Raw genomic sequence first — 17946 nt, 5'->3', positions numbered from 1 at the left:
ACGTACTTTAGTATTGCTTCCGAACATCTCCGTTACAAAATAATACAGCACCTGCTTCAGGTCTGCAAAAGATACATTTTTGTCGATATACAAGCCTTCCGTCTGGTGAAAGAAGCAGTGCGCGCGGGCACTGATGGTTTCATTGCGGTACACACGACCGGGGCAAATAACCCGAACAGGGAGATTACCTTCTTCTAAAACACGGGCTTGCACAGACGAGGTATGTGTACGCAAAATCCAATCCGGGTTTTGGGCCACATAGAAGGTATCCTGCATATCTCTTGCCGTATGGTCGGCAGGCATATTCAGCGAAGTAAAATTGTGCCAGTCGTCCTCTATTTCGGGGCCTTCGGCAACGGTAAATCCTATTTTATTGAAAATACTGACAATTTCATTTTCGGTCACCCGCAAAGGATGACGCGTGCCCACCGGCATTTGTGTGCCGGGCAGGGATAAATCAATCGTAGATTTTTGGGCCTGATGGCCACCTTGTAAATGTTTGAATTGCTCGTAATGGCCTTCTGCAAATTGTTTGAAGGCGTTCAGTAACTGGCCCGCATCTTTTTTATCTGCAGGTGCCACATCCTTCATTGCCGCAAAAATCTCTTTCACCAAACCTTTAGTTCCTAAAAACTGTATGCGGTATGCTTCGAGTTCATCGGCATTGGTGGGGATGATGTTGGCTATGTCCTGCTGAAGCGCAGCAACCTTTTGTTTCAAAAATTCCATAAGACTGCAAATATAATATTTAACTCGCTTTTATTTAAATACAATATTTTTTAAACTTTGATCACTGTCCTCCTTTATTTTGTATGGATTTAGGGTCCTGTACATTGATTTTTTAGTACAATTCGAAAGTATCTCCCAAATCAAAAACCCTGTATGCAAATACAGGGCTTTTGATTTTTTATGTTTGAACTGATTTATACCATCAGTTTTTTTAGTATTTCAATCGCACTTTTGGCGATAATCGTGCCCGGTCCGAAGACAAAGCTCACCCCGGCTTGAAATAAAAAGTCATAATCCTGTTGGGGGATTACCCCACCAGCTACGACCATAATATCTTCCCGGCCATATTTTCTCAATTCTTCGATTACCTGCGGTACCAATGTTTTGTGTCCTGCTGCCAGGCTGGATACACCCAATACATGCACATCATTTTCCACCGCTTGTTTAGCCGCTTCTGCAGGCGTTTGGAATAGCGGCCCGATATCCACATCAAAACCAAGGTCGGCAAAGCTGGTAGCGATTACTTTTGCACCGCGATCATGCCCGTCCTGGCCCATTTTGGCAACCATAATACGGGGACGACGGCCCTCCTGTGTGGCAAAATCATCGGCCATCTTACGGGCCAATTGGAAATTTTCATCCATAGCTATTTCTTTAGAGTATACCCCGGCAATGCTTCTGATACGTGCCTGATAACGGCCAAATACCGTTTCCAATGCATAAGAAATCTCCCCTAAGGTCGCTCTTAACCTTGCGGCTTCAATAGCCAGTGCCAGGAGATTGCCTGTTCCGGATTTAGCGGCATCGGTCAGGGCCTGGAGTGCGGCCTGTACCTTATCATTGTCCCGGTTATCTTTTAATTCCTTAAGGCGGGCGAGTTGTTGAATCCGCACTTTGGTATTATCCACCTCGAGGATTTCGATATCCGATTTCTCGTCTGTTGTATAATTATTTACCCCTACAATGATGTCCAGTCCGCCATCGATACGGGCCTGCTTTTTAGCAGCGGCCTCTTCGATACGCATTTTGGGTACACCCGTTTCAATGGCTTTAGCCATACCCCCGAGGGCTTCTACTTCTTCAATCAGCGCCCAGGCCTTTTCGGCGATTTGCTCCGTTAGGTATTCTACATAATACGATCCGCCCCAAGGGTCTACCGTACGGCAAATATCCGTTTCCTGCTGTAAAATAATCTGGGTATTACGGGCAATCCGCGCACTGAAATCGGTGGGTAAGGCAATGGCCTCATCCAGGGCATTGGTATGCAGGCTTTGGGTATGCCCCATGGCTGCTGCCAGTGCTTCAATAGCCGTGCGGGCCACATTGTTGAAAGGATCTTGTTCGGTGAGGCTCCAGCCACTGGTCTGACAGTGGGTACGTAAAGCCATACTTTTCTCTTTTGTCGGGTTAAATTCTTTTACAATTTTAGCCCAAAGCATACGAGCGGCGCGCATTTTGGCAATCTCCATAAAATGATTCATACCTATAGCCCAGAAAAAAGAGAGCCTTGGTGCAAATTCATCAATCTGCAATCCAGCCTTAATACCCGTACGGATGTATTCCAAACCGTCGGCTAAAGTATAAGCCAGTTCGATATCTGCAGTCGCACCGGCTTCCTGCATATGGTAGCCACTGATCGAAATGGAGTTGAATTTCGGCATATTGCGGGAGGTAAACTCGAATATGTCTGCAATAATCTTCATGGAATGTTCCGGTGGGTACACATAGGTATTACGCACCATGAACTCTTTTAAAATGTCATTCTGTATGGTTCCGCTCAGCTTATCCATCGATACACCTTGCTCTTCTGCCGCGACAATGTAAAACGCCAGAATAGGCAATACCGCACCATTCATCGTCATGGAAACGCTCATCTCATCCAGTGGAATCTGATCAAATAAGATCTTCATATCCAGGATAGAGTCGATAGCAACCCCTGCTTTTCCTACATCACCCTCAACCCGCTCATGGTCACTGTCATAGCCCCGGTGTGTGGCAAGATCAAAGGCCACTGAAAGTCCTTTTTGCCCTGCAGCCAGGTTACGGCGGTAAAAAGCATTACTCTCTTCTGCTGTACTAAAACCGGCATACTGGCGTATGGTCCAGGGCTTTTGTACATACATACTGGTGTAAGGACCACGCAAAAAAGGAGCGATGCCCGCAACCAGTTGTAATTGCTTTTTATTTTTAAGGTCAGATAAGGAAAAATTATTTTGAACAGCAATTCCTTCTGCCGTTACGAAAGTGGCAGTGGGGCTTTGTTGTTTTTTTTTTGTATTTACAAATGGAATTGCAGAAAAATCTTTTCGCATTTTGGCTGTAATAGATAATAAATAGATTGGCAACAAAGTTAATTAAAAAAGCCTACACAATGTCGTCTCGCTTATTCTACGCTTATCTGCCTGTTCTATTGCTCGTAATGGCCTTCTGCCGCCGCACAAAAATACAAAGGTGTGGGGATTGTAAACACTAAGGGTAAAGTTTATAAGGAGAAAAGGCAATGGAAGTTTGAAGCTGAGATCGGCCTGAAATTCCCCAATGCCCGGGAGGTTGCCGTCTATCCCTGGCTGAGCGCCGAGAATATGGATGCCTATCGGACATACTTTTCATTGCTTTCGATTGGCGGTATGGTTGTGGTGTCTAGTCGGGTGGCTTTCGGATTGGAATTTTATTATGATGAGCAAGGAGATATAAATGATGTAAACAGCAAGGAAGCCTACCAGCAGTACCTCACGGCTTTGGTAAAGATGCGGTATTGCTGGCAAAAAGAAGAAGATCGACCTTGTCGCATATATAGCGCACTGGCAGTAGGCTATGGTAAAGATCTTGCCGGGCATGATGATAACTATTACGGTGTGGTAACGAAACGGGAAAGAGGCTTCGAGTACCAGGCGGTCTTGCTGGGGCTGCTGTGCGGCCGTAAAAAAGCGCGTTTTATGGGGGAGCTGGGCTATGGCAGTATGTACCTGGTCAAGGTAGGGTTAAACTATCGCTTTTAAAATAACGACCGGGATTCCGGGTATTATTACTTGCAACATTTGCGTTATAGCCTTATCTTGCAGTGTCAAAACCATAAATCATTCATGTCGCTAACCCGTTTCATAATATTCACGCTCCTGATGGCAAGTACTTTGGGCCTGTCGGCTCAAAAATACAATAAGGTATCGATCCGTAATGCCCGGCAACCAAAGGATAGAGAGCGGTATCATCAGTTGCATGTGGGTATCGGCTTACCTTCCGGTGTCGCTGCCCGGGATGATAACTGGTACTCCAAAAGTCTTGCCGGCACGAAAGCAGGCGAAAATGGTATGTTTTCTGCACAATTGGGATATACTTATGGGGCAAGTAAACATTTACAATTCTTATTACACGGTGGCATAGAGCGCCTCATCTACCGTATGGAGCGGGGTAATGTTCTTGCCGATAATGATCACGACCGTACCTTTATCAACCTCAATATCGGTGCTAATTACCGTTGGTTAGTCCGTAAAGATTTTGCTTTGTATAGCGGCTTTTTAGTGGGTGGCGGTTATTCCCTATACCATCCCGATCAGCCCAATCCCAATATTCCTTTTGACCGGACCAATTATTTTTATCCTACGGCGCAGTTAACTGTTTTTGGTGCCACCTGGGGAAGGCGCTTCGGCGGTTATACCGAGGTTGCCCTAAGCACAAGAGGGATTATTTTTGGTGGGGTATATTATCGTATCTATCAATAAAAGAACATTTCATTATTAAAAGATAGAAAGCGGTATTCCATTCGGAATACCGCTTTCGTTTTGTACCTGCATTAGCAGTATCAATCAAAACCTTTTAAGGAGGAATATTGCTCCTTCTTGTTAAGAATATGGTGCAGATGCGGATTAATATTGCCCGGTACTGAGCAAAACGAGGGTACAAGCTTCCTGAGGAACAATACCATGCTCTTCCGCCATTTGTTCCAGTTCGCTGTTCTCTGTGCCCGGATTGAAGACAATCCGTTTAGGCTTCAGCGACAGGATATAATCGTAATATGCTTTTTGATTTTGAGGATTCAGGTAAAGCGTTATGGTATCAATCGCTTCAAAAGGCTTCATTTCTTTTTCGAATGATACATCTTCCACCTCGCCGGCTCTGGCGCCGATCGCAACCACCTCATGACCGAAACGACGCAACATATGGATCGCTTTATTGCTATACCGATCCGGATTTTCGGAAGCACCAATCACGAGTGTTTTCTTATTTGCCATTTGTGTTTCTTTTATTTTACACTAAAATTACATATTCTTTTAAAACCCTCCTTCATAATTTATTGTAAATTCGCAGGCAATTAAGCCGCATGCAGAAACGATTTTCGATATTGAGTACAAAGGAACTGAAAGCCGATACCTTAGCGGCAGCGGAGGGTACCCGTTTTGACATTACCTGTATTCCCTTTATCAGGATTGAGTTTGTCGCAATGGAGGCGCTGGCACAGAAGCCCAGGCCAAAAGGCACAGGAATTTTCACCAGTGTAAATGCCGTAAATGCTTATGTGTCCGGTCGGGCAAACCTTCCGGAGATTGATTGCGTATATTGTATCGAGGGGGCGACTTCTGAAGCCGTGCAGGCTTTATTACCAGAGGCTACGTTGCTTGCAACCAGTCCTTATGCAGTAGAACTCTTGCTACATATCGTAGCGCAGCATATGCAGGAGCCTTTATACTTTTTTTCCGGCGATCAGCGCCTGTCGACGATTCCGGATGGATTAACCAAGCTGGGCATTGCATTTGAAGAGATAGGCTTGTATAAAACGATCTTGCAAACGGCCCCCGTAAAAAAGCAATACGATGCGCTCTTGTTTTTTAGCCCTAGTGCCGTCAGTAGCTTTTTTAGAACAAATACGATAGCGGAAAAAACAACTGTTTTTGCGATTGGGCACACGACCGCGCGCGCGCTTGAAGGGCTTGTGGATAAAGTGATGGTTTGTGACCGGCCCAGAGAGGCGTCCTTACTGCAATTTGCAATGGAATATTTTGAACAATAAATATTATAATAATCATTTATAAATGAGAAGAGATACTACTTTAAAGAACGATCTAATTATTCGTACCCTTTTGGGAGAACCTACAGAACGCACACCGGTATGGATGATGCGCCAGGCAGGCCGCTACCTTCCTGAATACATTGCTTTGCGTAATAAGTATTCTTTTTTTGAACGTTGTCAAAACCCTGAACTGGCCTGTGAGATCACCTTGCAGCCCGTAGATATTGTGGGGGTAGATGCAGCGATTTTATTTTCTGATATTTTGGTGGTTCCCCAGGCAATGGGTCTGGAAGTACAATTGATTGAAAAGCAAGGTCCTTTATTGCCAGATCCGATCAAAACGGCGAAAGATATGGAGCGCATACGCGTGGCGAATGTGGATGAAACCCTGTCATACGTATTTGACGCGATCAAACTGATCAAACAGGAACTGAATGGCCGCGTGCCTTTAATCGGTTTTGCCGGAGCGCCCTGGACACTCTTGTGTTATATGGTGCAAGGCAAGGGAAGCAAAACCTTTGATGAGGCTAAAGCCTTCTGTTATCAACAACCCGAACTGGCACATCAATTACTGCAAATGATTACCGATACGACTATCGCCTATTTAAAAGGGCAGGTGGCTGCCGGTGCAGATACTTTGCAGGTATTTGACAGCTGGGGTGGTTTGTTGAGCAAAAAAGATTTTGAGCTGTTCTCTTTACAATATATACGCCAGATCGTAGCTGCTTTAAAAGACGAAGTACCTACAATTGTGTTTGCCAAAGGCGCATGGGGTTCTTTGCAGGAAATGGCCGATACCGGAGCACATGGCTTAGGTATAGATTGGTGTATAGAGCCGCATATGGCGCGCCAGTTTGCCGGTAGCAACATTACCCTTCAGGGCAATTTTGATCCTGCAAGGTTATTGTCGCCAATCAGCGTGATCGAGTCCGAAACCAAGGACATGCTGCAAGCCTTTGGCCCGGGCAGACATATCGCGAACCTTGGGCACGGTATTTTACCGAATGTACCGGTGGCACACGCCAAGGCTTTTGTAGATACCGTGAAAAACTTTAAACACCAATAAGAGATAAATAATATATTTGTCTTGTGTTGACAAAGGAAAAAATGATCCCTGAAGAGGGATGGCGTAAGCAAGTTTATCGAATAATTTACTACTCGGACACACCGGCTGGTAAGTTATTCGATATTATTTTATTGGGTGCAATTGTATTAAGTGCGGTATTGATCATAATGGAATCTTTACCTGGCAATTACAGTAAGCATTTTAATGCCTTTTATATTTCGGAATGGATACTCACGATATTCTTTACGCTGGAATATATGCTGCGCCTGCTTTGTATCAAGAACAACCGGGCTTATGTACTGAGTACACTCGGGATTATTGACCTGCTGGCTTTATTGCCCTTCTATTTGAGCCTTGTTTTCCCGGGTGCCCACTTTTTAATGATTATTCGCTTATTGCGGCTCCTGCGGGTATTCCGTATTTTCAGGTTAATGGCTTATCTGAAAGACGCAGCTTATATCCTCAATGCACTCCGGAATAGTTATCGTAAGATCTTTATTTTCCTTTTCTTTATTAGCGTGATCTCTGTAGTGGTCGGGGCTTTGATGTATGTAATCGAAGACGGCCGAAACGGGTTTCATAGCATTCCTGAAAGCATCTATTGGGCTATTGTAACCATTACGACGGTAGGATATGGCGATATATCTCCGGGTACAGCCATCGGGAAGTTCTTTGCTGTGATCCTCATGCTTTGTGGTTATAGCATTATTGCGGTGCCCACCGGCATTGTAGGTCAGGAATTTAAAAAAATAAAGAAAGGCGCTAAAGATTGTGACCGGTGCGGCAACCAGGATAATGATGCCGATGCGCGGTACTGCAAAGTCTGCGGGGAGAAAATACAGCAAGAAGCTTAGTCTGCATCAAAAGCAAAAGGATCGCTATAGGCCTTGTTTTGTATCAGTGTAGAGTCGGTAAAGGTTTTTAAAAAGGCCACCAAAGCCTTACGGTCGCTTTCCGGAACATACACACGATTGGTGAGCATCGTCATGTGCTCATCCAGATTGGGTGATTGTGCATTCACCTTATCAAAATAAAAATTAACCACTTCTTCCAGCGTCTTAAAACGGCCATCATGCATATACGGGGCGGTAAGGGCAATATTGCGCAGGGTAGGTACCCTCATTTTGCCAATATCTTTTGCCAACAGTGTATTTTTGGCCATACCGGAATCCGGTTTGAGATCTAAGCCGTTATTACGGAAAAAATTATCGGTCAACAATACATCACTGTGGCAGTGGTTACAGGAGGCGCCTTCGCTGAAAAACAAATCCATGCCCCGCTCTTCTTCTTTGGTAAATACACTGGCATCCCCACCGAAAAAATAGGCATCAAATCTTGAATTGAAAGAAACGATACTCCTTTGGAACTGAGAAAGTGCCTTTAAAACCAGGCTACTGTCAATCTTTGTCGTTCCAAAAGCTTTATAAAACATTTTCGGGTAATCGGCATGCGTCTGTAACCTTGGCAGGATCAGTTTCCAGTTACTGGCCATTTCGATGGGATTGGTAATAGGATCATGGCCCTGTGCTTCGAGCGATTTGGCACGTCCGTCCCAAAATAAAAAATGACTCCAGCCCAAATTGACCAGGCTCATCGATTGTTTAATACCAAGGTCGCCGCGTACGCCAAAGCTAAATTGGCGGGGATCAGAAAAGGCATTGGCCTGCCGGTGGCAGCCTCCGCAACTCATAGTTCTGTTTTCACTTAGGATCCCATCATAAAATAGATACCTGCCAAGCGCGACTCCTTCCTGGGTCATAGGGTTATTGGCCGGCATAGGCATCGGTTCAAAATAATCATACACAAACTCAGGGAGGGAAAGCTTATACGGTGTAGGCTTGTAAGTAATTGCTTTTTCTTTTTGAGCAGCACTGAGGATAATCGAAAGGCCAGCCAGTCCAATAACGGCCAGCCATGTTTTACTTAATTTCATTCTGCTACAAATTTACTCTTAGATACTTCTGCCGCATGTCGTACTGCTTTAATGATTTTGCCGTTTTCTAAGGGCGTATAGCCTTGGCGTTTATAGAAACCCTTATGTCTTGGTCCATCACCTACGACCACAATAGTGGGCATGCCCATTCCTCCGTAAAAAGCTACTTCTTCTGCTCCTTTGATAAATAAAGCATCGGGGGTAAATTTATTTTCCTTGACCCATTTTTTGGCCATTTTCTCCGTAGATTCGTTCTCGTAAACGGTTTGGTAGTATTTGATCTTTCCTGGAAATTTTTCTTTGAGGGAAGCGACAACTTTTTCCAAACCTTTCCCTGCAGTGATGCAAGGGCGGCAGTCAATCATAAAATATTCATGAATAATGACATAGCCACTATCCAACATATTCCAAAGCACAACTTCCTGCTGGTTTAGTATGTTTGTATTGGTCCAGTTTTTAGTATTGTAAATAAAAGATTCGGGAATAGAAAAATTATGGGTATGGTCTTCCTCTTTTTGTTCATATTCCTGCGCAAAGCTGCCGAAACAGGCTAGGGTAGCCCATATAAAGGTAATATAGAAAACATACTTTGTCATACTACAAAAATAAGCGATTTAGATGGAGATATCAATATTTTAAAATATCGTAATGTTTTTCCAACCAATATTTTAGGGAAGCCGTCTTATGGGTATGGGAAGAGTGTAATTATCGAAATGTTAAAAAAAAAGGACTCAATATTATGATTTGAGAAACATTTTTTTTACTTTTACTCATCATATTGGGTTTTTTACACTTTACCATGAGGTTTCAAAACTTAAAAAAATATAAATTTTGATTATGAGAAAAATTTATTCCCTATTGTTGTGTACCGTGTTATGCTTCCTGTTTGGCAATAATGCATTTGCATCCCATGTTGTAGGCGGAGAGGTAACCTATAAATATGTTTCTTCTACAGGAACAAACCATACCTATCAGGTACAGATAGTTATCTATGGGGATTGTAGTGGTGCTGCCTTCGGTTCTTTTACCGGGGCAAGTTCTGCAGGCTTAAATATTTATAATGCAGGCGCTTTGATCTCAACGGTAAACATTCCAAGAGTGAATGCAGAAAGTGATATCCTTATTTCTCCCGTATGTGCCACTCAGCTGACGAGCACTACTTGTAGTCCTGGCGGAACCATTGTTGGGATCAAGAAATTTACCTTCCGCGGTAATATTGTTCTGAACGGAACCTCTGCGGATTGGCGTTTTGCCTTTAACAGTGATTTAGTAACTACCTCGGCTGGTAGAAGTAATATTATTCAAAATGCCTCAAACGTAGGTACGATGTATATTGCTGCTACGTTGAATAATGTGGCCGGCCAAAACAGCTCACCAACCTTTACCTCAGACCCTTCTCCATTTTTCTGTCTGAACCAACCTCAGTCTTTTAGCCTTGGTGCGGTAGAAACAGAAGGTGATGTAATGAGTTTTAGCATGGTGTCTGCTATTACCAACCCATTGGGTACTGCTAATGTTACTTATACAGCTCCTTATACGGCAGTACAACCTTTACCTGCCGCTCCGGGCACGTTTATCTTCTCCGGAACAACAGGTCAAACAGACTTTACACCTAATGCACTGGTTAATAGTGTTGTAGTTACCAAAGTAACGGAGACTAGAAATGGAGTGATTGTCGGTACAACTTCCCGTGAAATGTTATTCGTAATTTTACAAAATTGTACCAATACGGCACCTTCCACACCAGTATCCGGCGCGCAAAACGGCGACTTATTACCAAGCACTCCAAGCAGTGTTCAGTTTGAAACTTGTGAAGCGCAAACGGCAACTTTCGCCTTTGATGTACCGGTAACCGATCAGCAAGGTGATAATGTAACCATTACCGCTACGAATATTCCTACCGGTGCTACCTTTAATGTAACCAATAACGGTACTCCTAATCCTACGGCACATTTTTCCTGGATATTGAATACGGTTGCTGCCGGTACTTATCAGTTCTTTATTACGTATAGAGATGATGGTTGTCCGATTTCCAGCATTAAAACAGTAACCTATACCGTATATGTATTACAGTTTAACGGCAACTTTACAGTTGGCTCTCAGCCACCTTGCCGTGATCAGATTAATGGCCTGGCTTGGATTAAGCAACCACTAAATGATACTTCGAAATTCAAAATTACCTGGATGGATCCTGCTTTCAATGTGTTGAAATCTGTGAACTTTACAAATCTGGGAGATACCTTCAAAAATATTGCTGCCGGTAATTACATTGTTGAAGTGGAAAACCGCAGAGGATGTAAACGTAAGTTTGACGTAGTTGTAGACTCGCCTACTTATAAAGCACGCTTTGAAACCGATTCTATTACTTGTGTGAATACAAATCTTGTATTTAACCCGAACTATACGAATAACGAATTTGTAAGCTGGCATTGGGATTTTGGTAATGGTGTAACTTCTATCATGCAAACGCCAACCCATCAATATCCTATAAGCGGTCGCTATTTAATCAAGTTAAAAGCAGTGAACCAATTTGGTTGTATTGACTCTACACAGCAATGGGTAACTGTCGATTCTGTAATGACACCTGAGTTTATTATTGATCGCACGAATATCTGTGCCGGAGAAAAAATTAATGTGACTACCGACTATGGATTTAATCCGACAGGTGTATCATGGGATTTTGGAGATGGCGGAACCTTACAAACAGCTGCTTTGCCAGGTATCAGTTATGCTTATCCTACTCCTGGTGGTTATGCCGTTAAAATGACGGTATCATACAGAAGTTGTCCGGATGTGAGTTATACAAAAAATATTACGATTAATAATTTCCCTGTGGTTGATTTAGGTGGAGATACTACACTGTGTTATCGTGGTGTACCAATCACCCTTAAAAATAAAGCAACTAATACAGGTGTAACTTATAAATGGAATACTGGTGAAACGACATCTGCTATTGCTGCTAAAGGTCCTGGAGTATATAGCCTCACTGCTACTAATGGCGCAGATTGTTCTACTACGGATAGTGTGTCCATCAAGAAAGATTGTTATATCGATATTCCAAATGCCTTTACACCAAACGGAGATGGTAATAGTGATTTCTTCTTACCAAGAAGCTTATTGTCCAGAGGCGTTACTAGTTTTGAAATGACCGTATTTAACCGTTGGGGAGAGAAAGTATTCTATACAACCAAAACCGATGGTAGAGGTTGGGATGGTACCTTAAACAGTAAAGAACAACCTGGAGGTGTATATGTATATATCATTAATGTTAAGTTCAAAGATGGCCTTGAAGAACGCTATCAAGGAAATGTAACCTTAATCAGATAAATACAGCACTGATGCTGATGCGCGCGCCGAAGGCGCGCGCATCAGGTATTATAACAAGTAACAAAACATAAGAAAATAGATATTAATGACAACTCTGAAGAAAATAGTTTTAGGTAGTGCTGCTTTGCTTTCTATGATGTATTCTTTACAATCCTGTAAGAAAACCTATAGTACAGATGATGCCTTGGCAATCCCTTATGTGGCGTCTGTATATGCCGTAAATAGTAATAAAACGGTATATGCTTTAGAGCCGGGAACTGGTACAAAACGTTGGGAAGCTAAAGTCAATAATGATGTTTACGCGACGCCTGTGGTGATCTCCAGGAAGCTCTATGTTGTAGATGTTGCCGGTATGATCTATAAGATCAATCCTAAAAATGGTGCCATTGAGGGAACAAAATCTTTGGGTGGGCCTGTATTTGGTACGCCTTTGGTGTATGACAATAAATTAGTAATTCCAATAGGAAGTACCGTTAAGCTGATCGATCCTAATGATAATTTTAACGCCGTTTGGAGTTACACAGCCGGTGTTCCGGTATTAACGACACCGACAATAAATGTGATTAAAACAGGAACGGACAAAACAGTATTTTTTGTAGCAGATACAAATGTATATGCGCTTAAAGCCGCTACAGGTGCCCAGGTATGGAAAAAAGGTGTAACCGGTGCCGGTATTTTTAACTCTTCTATATGTGCCGCAAACAGCAATTACCTGTATGCCGGTAATGACGATGGTCAGTTATATGCCTTCAATTCTAATGATGGTAGTACTTATTGGACATACCCTACCGGTGCTGCAATTAAGAGCTCTCCGATCTCTATCGGTGGTAATGTAATTGTGGGTAGCAATGACCGTCAATTGTATTCTGTTGATTCTGCTACGGGTTTATTACGTTGGAAATATACCGCAGCCGATCGTATTTCTTCTTCCCCTTTTGTATATGATCAAAATGTATATTTCGGGTCTAATGATTACAACTTGTATGCTTTAAATATCATTGACGGAACCCTGAAATGGAAATTCTTAAGCTTCAGCGTGATCACCAGTTCTCCTTTGGCCTATGGAAATACATTGTATTTCAATTCTTACGATAAAAATTTATATGCTTTAAATAGCGAAACCGGAGCCCAAAAATGGACTTACAATACCAATGCAACCATGAATGCATCTATGATCTTAGATACTATTTCTGGTAGTGTTGTACCCTCCATTAGCGGTAATTATCCGTACTAAAATAAAAAAGTATTATTAGAAAGGAGCTGAAGGGAAACCTTTCAGCTCCTTTTTCGCGTCAAGCATAAAAATATTATCTTTGACAACTTAAAACAGAACAAGCACGGATATGAATATCTTTAAGACGGCATTACGCAATTTTGATTACACGGCCTTTATGCAGTACGCCGAAGAGGTGATCACTCATAATGAAGCAAAAGATGAAAAGGCGGAAGATGAAAAATATGCCTTCTATACCAAGCTGAATTATCAACGCATGAAGCGCTGGAACAAAACGTTTGTACCCCGCGAAGATCTGATCACAAAGCTTAAAGCAAAACCGGGACAAAACTGGTGGCTTATTACAGAAGCCTGGTGTGGCGATAGTGCGCAAAACCTGCCCGTAATTGCGGCATTGGCCGAAGCGGCGGCTATTCCGTTGACTATTGTATTAAGAGACGAAAATGAAGCCATTATCAATCAATACTTGACAAATGGCACTAAAAGTATTCCGGTATTAGTCTGTTTTAACGATCAGGATGAAATGTTGTTTCGTTGGGGGCCAAGACCAGAAGGGGCACAAGCCCTAATGAACGATTGGAAAGCCGATCCTAAGGGTAGGGATTTTGAAGCCTTTGAATTGGAAATGCATCAATGGTATACCAAAGATAAAGGAAGCCAGACCCAGGATGAATTGGCTGATCTGGTATAATATTTATGGAATCTTATCAGCGGCTGCATCTTTGATATAAGCCTTCAATTCAAGAAACATTGCAAGAAAACGTACAACATATCTCCGAAGAAACGCTGCTCGCTCTTTACTATAAAGAAGGCAATAATGTGTATGTGGGAGAGTTGTTGAGCCGGTATACCATGAGACTCTTCGGGGTAAGCATGAAATACCTGAAAGACGAAGATGAAGCGAAAGATATGGTGCAGCAGGTATTTGTAAAAGCATTGCAGGAAATAGGGAAATATAAAATCGATAATTTTGGAGGCTGGTTATACCGGATTGCTCAAAATGCCTGTATCTCGCAGATCAGAACAAAGAAAAACTTTGTAGAAGATACAGCCTTGAAATACGTACACTCTGAAACAGAAGTCGCCGATGCCGAATTTTGGAAGGAAGAGCAAAATATTCACTACTTACATCAGGCGATCGCTTTATTAAAAGAAGATCAGCGTCATTGCATTGAATTATTTTACCTGCAGAAGAAAAGCTATCAGCAGATCGTCGCAGAAAGTCCATATACTATAAAAGAGGTAAAAAGTAATATTCAGAATGGGAAACGAAACCTGAAAATACTGATAGAACAAATTAAAAAAGACGCCAAATATGTCTAAGCATAAAATACCATATCAGAAAGAGCGCCTTAATGAGGAGGAGCAGCTATGGAATTATGTTTCGGGCAGCATGCCGCCTGATAAGGCACATGATACAGAATCGGATAAGCTGGACGATCCTTTTTGGAATGATGCGGTAGAAGGTTTAGAGCAGCTGGAGGATAAACAAAAAATAAAAAACATCACGGTACAGCTGCAACAGCAAATCCGAAAACAGACGGCTTCAAAAGGGAAGAAAAAGAAAGGCATTCAGGGGCATTGGCAGGGTATGGTTATTACCGTATTGTTGCTCTTGCTTATAGTGATCTGCTATTTGTTTTTCCATTTTGGGGTCAAACGATAGGAGTGTTATAAATATAATTTTCGATTGATCATAAAAAGATAAGGCGCTATCTGTTGCAGATAGCGCCTTGTCTTTTATAGTAGCATAAAGGAGTTTATTGATCCTTTTTGCGATGATAAATTTTATCGTTATTGAATTCGTTGATTGATTGCAGTACCGGATTGGCCATACGCTCATAAAAACGAGAAATTTCGATTTGCTCTTTATTCTCATGAACTTCTTCCAAAGTATCCGTATGGTTTGCGAAATCTTCTAATTTACGATGTAATTCTTCTTTCATCGTAACGTTGATTTGATTTGCACGTCTGCCAATAACAGCAATAGTTTCATAAATATTGCCCGTTTTTTCTTTCATTGCGGCTACGTCGCGAGTTTCGATCAATGGGTTTAAAGACGAAACGAGTTTTTTAGTTGTGCTCATTATTTTTACGTAATTTATTAATTTGAGAAGTCGCAGCCACATTAATACTTTCTGCGTTTTTAAGATAAGTTGATTGAGGATATAATTCTTTCAAAGTATTATAAGTTGATACTACTTCTGCAAAGCGTTCTTCCTGTTTTTCAAGTCTGCTGCGCAGGGCGTAGCGGTAATTGGCACGCACAATCATATAATGATAATAATCGGCATTCTGCGATTCCGGATATTCATCCAAAGCTGCTTTGTAGGCGACTTTTGCGGATTGGAACTGCTCCATATCAAAATACAATTTTGCGGCGTTCGCTTCTTTCAGTTCTAATTTTGCACGGCAAATATCCAGGTACTTATTAGCGTCTGAAGTGTATTTTGAATTCTTATACAAAGAAGTGAAGGTATGTAAAGCCGCCATTGCCTTAATCGTACTGGATTGATCCAAACTAGGTTTGGGCGCATCACTATACAAACTCATGGCATACATATATTCACATTCTTCCGCTCTTTTACTGGAAGGAAAGTTGTCTACAAAAGTCCGGAACTGGTATGAAGAACTCAGGTAGTCTTTCATATTGTAGAAAGAATAAGCATAGCGGTATACCAGCTCTTCATAGTTCTTTGTACCACGTACAACCGGGATCAGAGAAGCGTATAAAGCATTTGCTTTATACCACGATTTCTTCTCGTAGTATTCATTGGCCTTTGTCAATCTGAAATTGGCATCCTTATTCTTTAAATAAGACTCCACGCCTCCGCAAGAAGAAAGGAGTATTGTGAAAAGGGATGCAATGATTAAAAGTTTGCGCATAATAGTTTGCAAAAATACGATTTTTTAATTAAAGATATTAATTTATGATAAAAACGTATAAACTCTCCAAAATTGTATATATATTTGCACACTTCTGAAAAACATGCGGCGGTGGCGAAACTGGTAGACGCGCAACGTTGAGGTCGTTGTGTTCGCAAGGACTTGGGAGTTCGAATCTCCTCTGCCGCACCTAGTGGACAATTGAAAATTATTTTCGATTGTCCGCTTTTTTTTTTGCTTAAAATTTTACCACCAACATATTTTGAATGTGTATAATGACCTGTCCTTTAATTAAAGCTAGGGTGATTTCTCTTTTAGGACGATCCATATATAGACAACCCTTTCATTCGTCCTTTTGTGGCCTTATAAATCCGGCGTTAAGAAAATTACATTGGCTCGGTCGCTAAAGGCGTAAACCACTGTCCGAGCGCAGTGAGTTTGACTACCGACCGACACCTTGATTTTTTGGCGCTACCTTTTGCATCAAGGCAAAAGGTAGCATAGTGATAAATGGAAACCAAAAGAAGAAAGTATGTCTTTGTTTCCTAAAAGAGCATACTCATTTTCTCTTTTGGGAGCATATTTGCGCCGGACGATTATATAATATACCCCAATACCACAAAAAATACAGCTCATGATTTCCCGCAAACGATAACATCATTCGAAATACGTTTGTTAAGCGCACATATTTAATGAAATGTAAATCCTCCACTAAAAATATTTTTAATATCCTTATTGTTATACATTTGATTTTTATTCATTTTTAAAAAACAATGTTATGAACATCTTTTTACAAAGTGTCTCTATCCCTACCGACCAGGCTATTAAAATTGGTTCTACCTGGGCTTCAAAGGCAAAAGACCTTTTATTTGATTACGGCCCTAATATACTGGGTGCCATTGTGGTCTACCTCATTGGCCAATGGATCATCAATCGTGTGGTTGCGCTGCTGCGCAGATCCATTGCTCATAAAAAATTTGATGCCTCTCTGTCCGGGTTTTTATTATCTCTCCTAAAAGTCACCCTTTTACTCGTTTTATTCCTCTCTATCGCCGGTATTCTGGGTATTAATATCATGGGCTTTTCGGCCATTCTTGCCGGTGCGGCTGTAGGTATTGGTGCCGCATTAAACGGATCGTTGGGCAATCTTGCCGGGGGCGTCATGTTGATGATCTTCCGTCCGTTCAAAGTTGGCGATATTATAGAAGCACAAGGCAGTGCCGGTGTGGTTAAAGAGCTGGGTATTTTCAGCACGGTAATCCTTACCCCCGAAAACAAAACGGTTATCCTGCCCAACGGGCCTTTATCCACCGGTGTGATCACCAATTTTAATACACATGGTAATTTAAGGGTAGACATTAATATGGCCATTGCCAATGATCAGGACGTCGATAAGGCCAGAATGATCGCTTTAGCGGCGGTGAAATCACATCCTAAAGTGATGCAAACACCGGCACCGGAATTTGTCGTCAGCAGTGTTTCTGATTTTATGACCAAAATTGCCGTAAGGCCTTACACCACACAGGCTGATTACTGGGAAGTTTATTTTGGGGTAACAGAACTGGTCAAAAAGGCTTTTGAAGCCAATGGAATCGCTGGTCCTACACCTACCCACGTCATTATTAATAAACAGGCTTAGAAGCATTTATAACGAATCTCGCTTTTATAGGTATTTTATCGCCTGTTCCACAGCCAAGGGGAGCGCGTCCTCACCAAGACTGTATTTTATATTATAGTCGGGAGTTGGCTATAGAATAATCGCTATT

Annotated in this window: 18 protein-coding genes and 1 tRNA gene; 12 read left to right on the top strand and 7 right to left on the bottom strand. The window is 42.0% G+C overall.

From position 1 onward, the window contains the following. Positions 1–729, bottom strand: a 729-nt coding sequence (locus DBR32_RS05800; RefSeq protein WP_233559673.1) for a phenylalanine--tRNA ligase subunit alpha, incomplete at its 3' end; no start/stop codon positions are given. Positions 730–923: 194 nt separating this feature from the next. Then, positions 924–3041, bottom strand: a complete 2118-nt coding sequence (scpA, locus tag DBR32_RS05795; RefSeq protein ID WP_124635357.1) for a methylmalonyl-CoA mutase — start codon at positions 3039–3041, stop codon at positions 924–926. A gap of 141 nt (positions 3042–3182) precedes the next feature. On the opposite strand from scpA, the gene DBR32_RS05790 reads away from it, so the two are divergent. Further along, complete coding sequence (locus DBR32_RS05790) at positions 3183–3728, top strand: hypothetical protein (RefSeq protein ID WP_124635356.1); 546 nt, start codon at positions 3183–3185, stop codon at positions 3726–3728. A gap of 120 nt (positions 3729–3848) precedes the next feature. Continuing rightward, a complete protein-coding gene (locus DBR32_RS05785; RefSeq protein ID WP_124635355.1) occupies positions 3849–4448 on the top strand; it encodes a hypothetical protein in 600 nt (199 codons plus the stop codon). 144 nt (positions 4449–4592) lie between these two features. Here the strand turns inward: DBR32_RS05785 and DBR32_RS05780 are convergent, their stop codons facing one another. Continuing rightward, positions 4593–4958, bottom strand: coding sequence for a CoA-binding protein (locus tag DBR32_RS05780; RefSeq protein WP_124635354.1), 366 nt, complete (start codon positions 4956–4958; stop codon positions 4593–4595). An 89-nt stretch (positions 4959–5047) separates the two neighbouring features. Between DBR32_RS05780 and DBR32_RS05775 the strand changes: the two genes are divergently transcribed. Genes DBR32_RS05775 through DBR32_RS05765 form a run of 3 tightly spaced genes read left to right on the top strand, consistent with a single transcriptional unit; the run spans position 5048 to position 7654 of the window. Then, positions 5048–5734 carry a uroporphyrinogen-III synthase gene (locus DBR32_RS05775; protein ID WP_124635353.1) on the top strand — a complete coding sequence of 229 codons (687 nt, stop codon included), beginning with the start codon at positions 5048–5050 and terminating at the stop codon, positions 5732–5734. Positions 5735–5756: 22 nt separating this feature from the next. Further along, entirely contained in the window at positions 5757–6800 is a 1044-nt protein-coding gene (gene hemE, locus DBR32_RS05770; protein WP_124635352.1) for a uroporphyrinogen decarboxylase, read from the top strand. Between the two features lie 26 nt (positions 6801–6826). Beyond that, the gene (locus tag DBR32_RS05765) at positions 6827–7654 is read left to right on the top strand and encodes an ion transporter (RefSeq protein ID WP_233559672.1); all 828 of its coding nucleotides are present in this window, start codon (positions 6827–6829) and stop codon (positions 7652–7654) included. Here the strand turns inward: DBR32_RS05765 and DBR32_RS05760 are convergent. Together DBR32_RS05760 and DBR32_RS05755 are read right to left on the bottom strand one after the other, a co-directional pair. After that, on the bottom strand, positions 7651–8733 hold the full coding sequence (locus DBR32_RS05760) for a cytochrome-c peroxidase (protein ID WP_124635350.1): 1083 nt from the start codon (positions 8731–8733) through the stop codon (positions 7651–7653). The two genes, DBR32_RS05765 and DBR32_RS05760, sit on opposite strands and share 4 nt — an antisense overlap. Further along, positions 8730–9329: a hypothetical protein gene (locus DBR32_RS05755; protein WP_124635349.1), complete on the bottom strand. Its 600-nt coding sequence runs from the start codon at positions 9327–9329 to the stop codon at positions 8730–8732. The genes DBR32_RS05760 and DBR32_RS05755 overlap by 4 nt, the downstream gene beginning before the upstream one ends. Before the next feature lie 241 nt (positions 9330–9570). Between DBR32_RS05755 and DBR32_RS05750 the strand changes: the two genes are divergently transcribed. From DBR32_RS05750 to DBR32_RS05730, 5 genes are all read left to right on the top strand, one after another. Further along, on the top strand, positions 9571–12060 hold the full coding sequence (locus DBR32_RS05750; protein ID WP_124635348.1) for a gliding motility-associated C-terminal domain-containing protein: 2490 nt from the start codon (positions 9571–9573) through the stop codon (positions 12058–12060). Positions 12061–12145: 85 nt separating this feature from the next. Next, positions 12146–13294, top strand: coding sequence for a PQQ-binding-like beta-propeller repeat protein (locus tag DBR32_RS05745; RefSeq protein WP_124635347.1), 1149 nt, complete (start codon positions 12146–12148; stop codon positions 13292–13294). 109 nt (positions 13295–13403) lie between these two features. Beyond that, positions 13404–13985 (top strand): thioredoxin family protein, encoded by a 582-nt coding sequence (locus DBR32_RS05740; protein ID WP_124635346.1) that lies wholly within the window; start codon positions 13404–13406, stop codon positions 13983–13985. Between the two features lie 59 nt (positions 13986–14044). Beyond that, positions 14045–14617 carry an RNA polymerase sigma factor gene (locus tag DBR32_RS05735; protein ID WP_124635345.1) on the top strand — a complete coding sequence of 191 codons (573 nt, stop codon included), beginning with the start codon at positions 14045–14047 and terminating at the stop codon, positions 14615–14617. After that, entirely contained in the window at positions 14610–14960 is a 351-nt protein-coding gene (locus DBR32_RS05730; protein WP_124635344.1) for a hypothetical protein, read from the top strand. Before DBR32_RS05735 ends, DBR32_RS05730 begins: the two co-directional genes overlap by 8 nt. A gap of 94 nt (positions 14961–15054) precedes the next feature. On the opposite strand, the gene DBR32_RS05725 is transcribed toward DBR32_RS05730, so the two are convergent. Together DBR32_RS05725 and DBR32_RS05720 are read right to left on the bottom strand one after the other, a co-directional pair. Then, a complete protein-coding gene (locus tag DBR32_RS05725; protein WP_124635343.1) occupies positions 15055–15381 on the bottom strand; it encodes a DNA-directed RNA polymerase subunit omega in 327 nt (108 codons plus the stop codon). Continuing rightward, the gene (locus DBR32_RS05720; RefSeq protein WP_124635342.1) at positions 15368–16180 is read right to left on the bottom strand and encodes an outer membrane protein assembly factor BamD; all 813 of its coding nucleotides are present in this window, start codon (positions 16178–16180) and stop codon (positions 15368–15370) included. Before DBR32_RS05720 ends, DBR32_RS05725 begins: the two co-directional genes overlap by 14 nt. 105 nt (positions 16181–16285) lie before the next feature. On the opposite strand from DBR32_RS05720, the gene DBR32_RS05715 reads away from it, so the two are divergent. After that, positions 16286–16369: transfer RNA gene (locus DBR32_RS05715), tRNA-Leu, on the top strand. A gap of 589 nt (positions 16370–16958) precedes the next feature. Beyond that, a complete protein-coding gene (locus tag DBR32_RS05710) occupies positions 16959–17819 on the top strand; it encodes a mechanosensitive ion channel family protein (RefSeq protein ID WP_124635341.1) in 861 nt (286 codons plus the stop codon). Positions 17820–17946 lie beyond the last annotated feature (127 nt).

Source organism: Taibaiella sp. KBW10 (genome assembly GCF_003852495.1).
Classification (GTDB): Bacteria; Bacteroidota; Bacteroidia; order Chitinophagales; family Chitinophagaceae; genus Edaphocola.
This window is presented reverse-complemented; position numbering and strand designations above follow the sequence as displayed.

What these genes read in the sequence shown, in the direction of transcription:
- hemE (WP_124635352.1), top strand. Translation starts at nt 5,757, where the DNA reads ATGAGAAGAGATACTACTTTAAAGAACGATCTAATTATTCGTACCCTT.
- DBR32_RS05760 (WP_124635350.1), bottom strand. Translation starts at nt 8,733, where the DNA reads ATGAAATTAAGTAAAACATGGCTGGCCGTTATTGGACTGGCTGGCCTT.
- DBR32_RS05710 (WP_124635341.1), top strand. Translation starts at nt 16,959, where the DNA reads ATGAACATCTTTTTACAAAGTGTCTCTATCCCTACCGACCAGGCTATT.
- scpA (WP_124635357.1), bottom strand. Translation starts at nt 3,041, where the DNA reads ATGCGAAAAGATTTTTCTGCAATTCCATTTGTAAATACAAAAAAAAAA.
- DBR32_RS05775 (WP_124635353.1), top strand. Translation starts at nt 5,048, where the DNA reads ATGCAGAAACGATTTTCGATATTGAGTACAAAGGAACTGAAAGCCGAT.
- DBR32_RS05745 (WP_124635347.1), top strand. Translation starts at nt 12,146, where the DNA reads ATGACAACTCTGAAGAAAATAGTTTTAGGTAGTGCTGCTTTGCTTTCT.
- DBR32_RS05755 (WP_124635349.1), bottom strand. Translation starts at nt 9,329, where the DNA reads ATGACAAAGTATGTTTTCTATATTACCTTTATATGGGCTACCCTAGCC.
- DBR32_RS05725 (WP_124635343.1), bottom strand. Translation starts at nt 15,381, where the DNA reads ATGAGCACAACTAAAAAACTCGTTTCGTCTTTAAACCCATTGATCGAA.
- DBR32_RS05740 (WP_124635346.1), top strand. Translation starts at nt 13,404, where the DNA reads ATGAATATCTTTAAGACGGCATTACGCAATTTTGATTACACGGCCTTT.
- DBR32_RS05785 (WP_124635355.1), top strand. Translation starts at nt 3,849, where the DNA reads ATGGCAAGTACTTTGGGCCTGTCGGCTCAAAAATACAATAAGGTATCG.
- DBR32_RS05780 (WP_124635354.1), bottom strand. Translation starts at nt 4,958, where the DNA reads ATGGCAAATAAGAAAACACTCGTGATTGGTGCTTCCGAAAATCCGGAT.
- DBR32_RS05730 (WP_124635344.1), top strand. Translation starts at nt 14,610, where the DNA reads ATGTCTAAGCATAAAATACCATATCAGAAAGAGCGCCTTAATGAGGAG.
- DBR32_RS05750 (WP_124635348.1), top strand. Translation starts at nt 9,571, where the DNA reads ATGAGAAAAATTTATTCCCTATTGTTGTGTACCGTGTTATGCTTCCTG.
- DBR32_RS05720 (WP_124635342.1), bottom strand. Translation starts at nt 16,180, where the DNA reads ATGCGCAAACTTTTAATCATTGCATCCCTTTTCACAATACTCCTTTCT.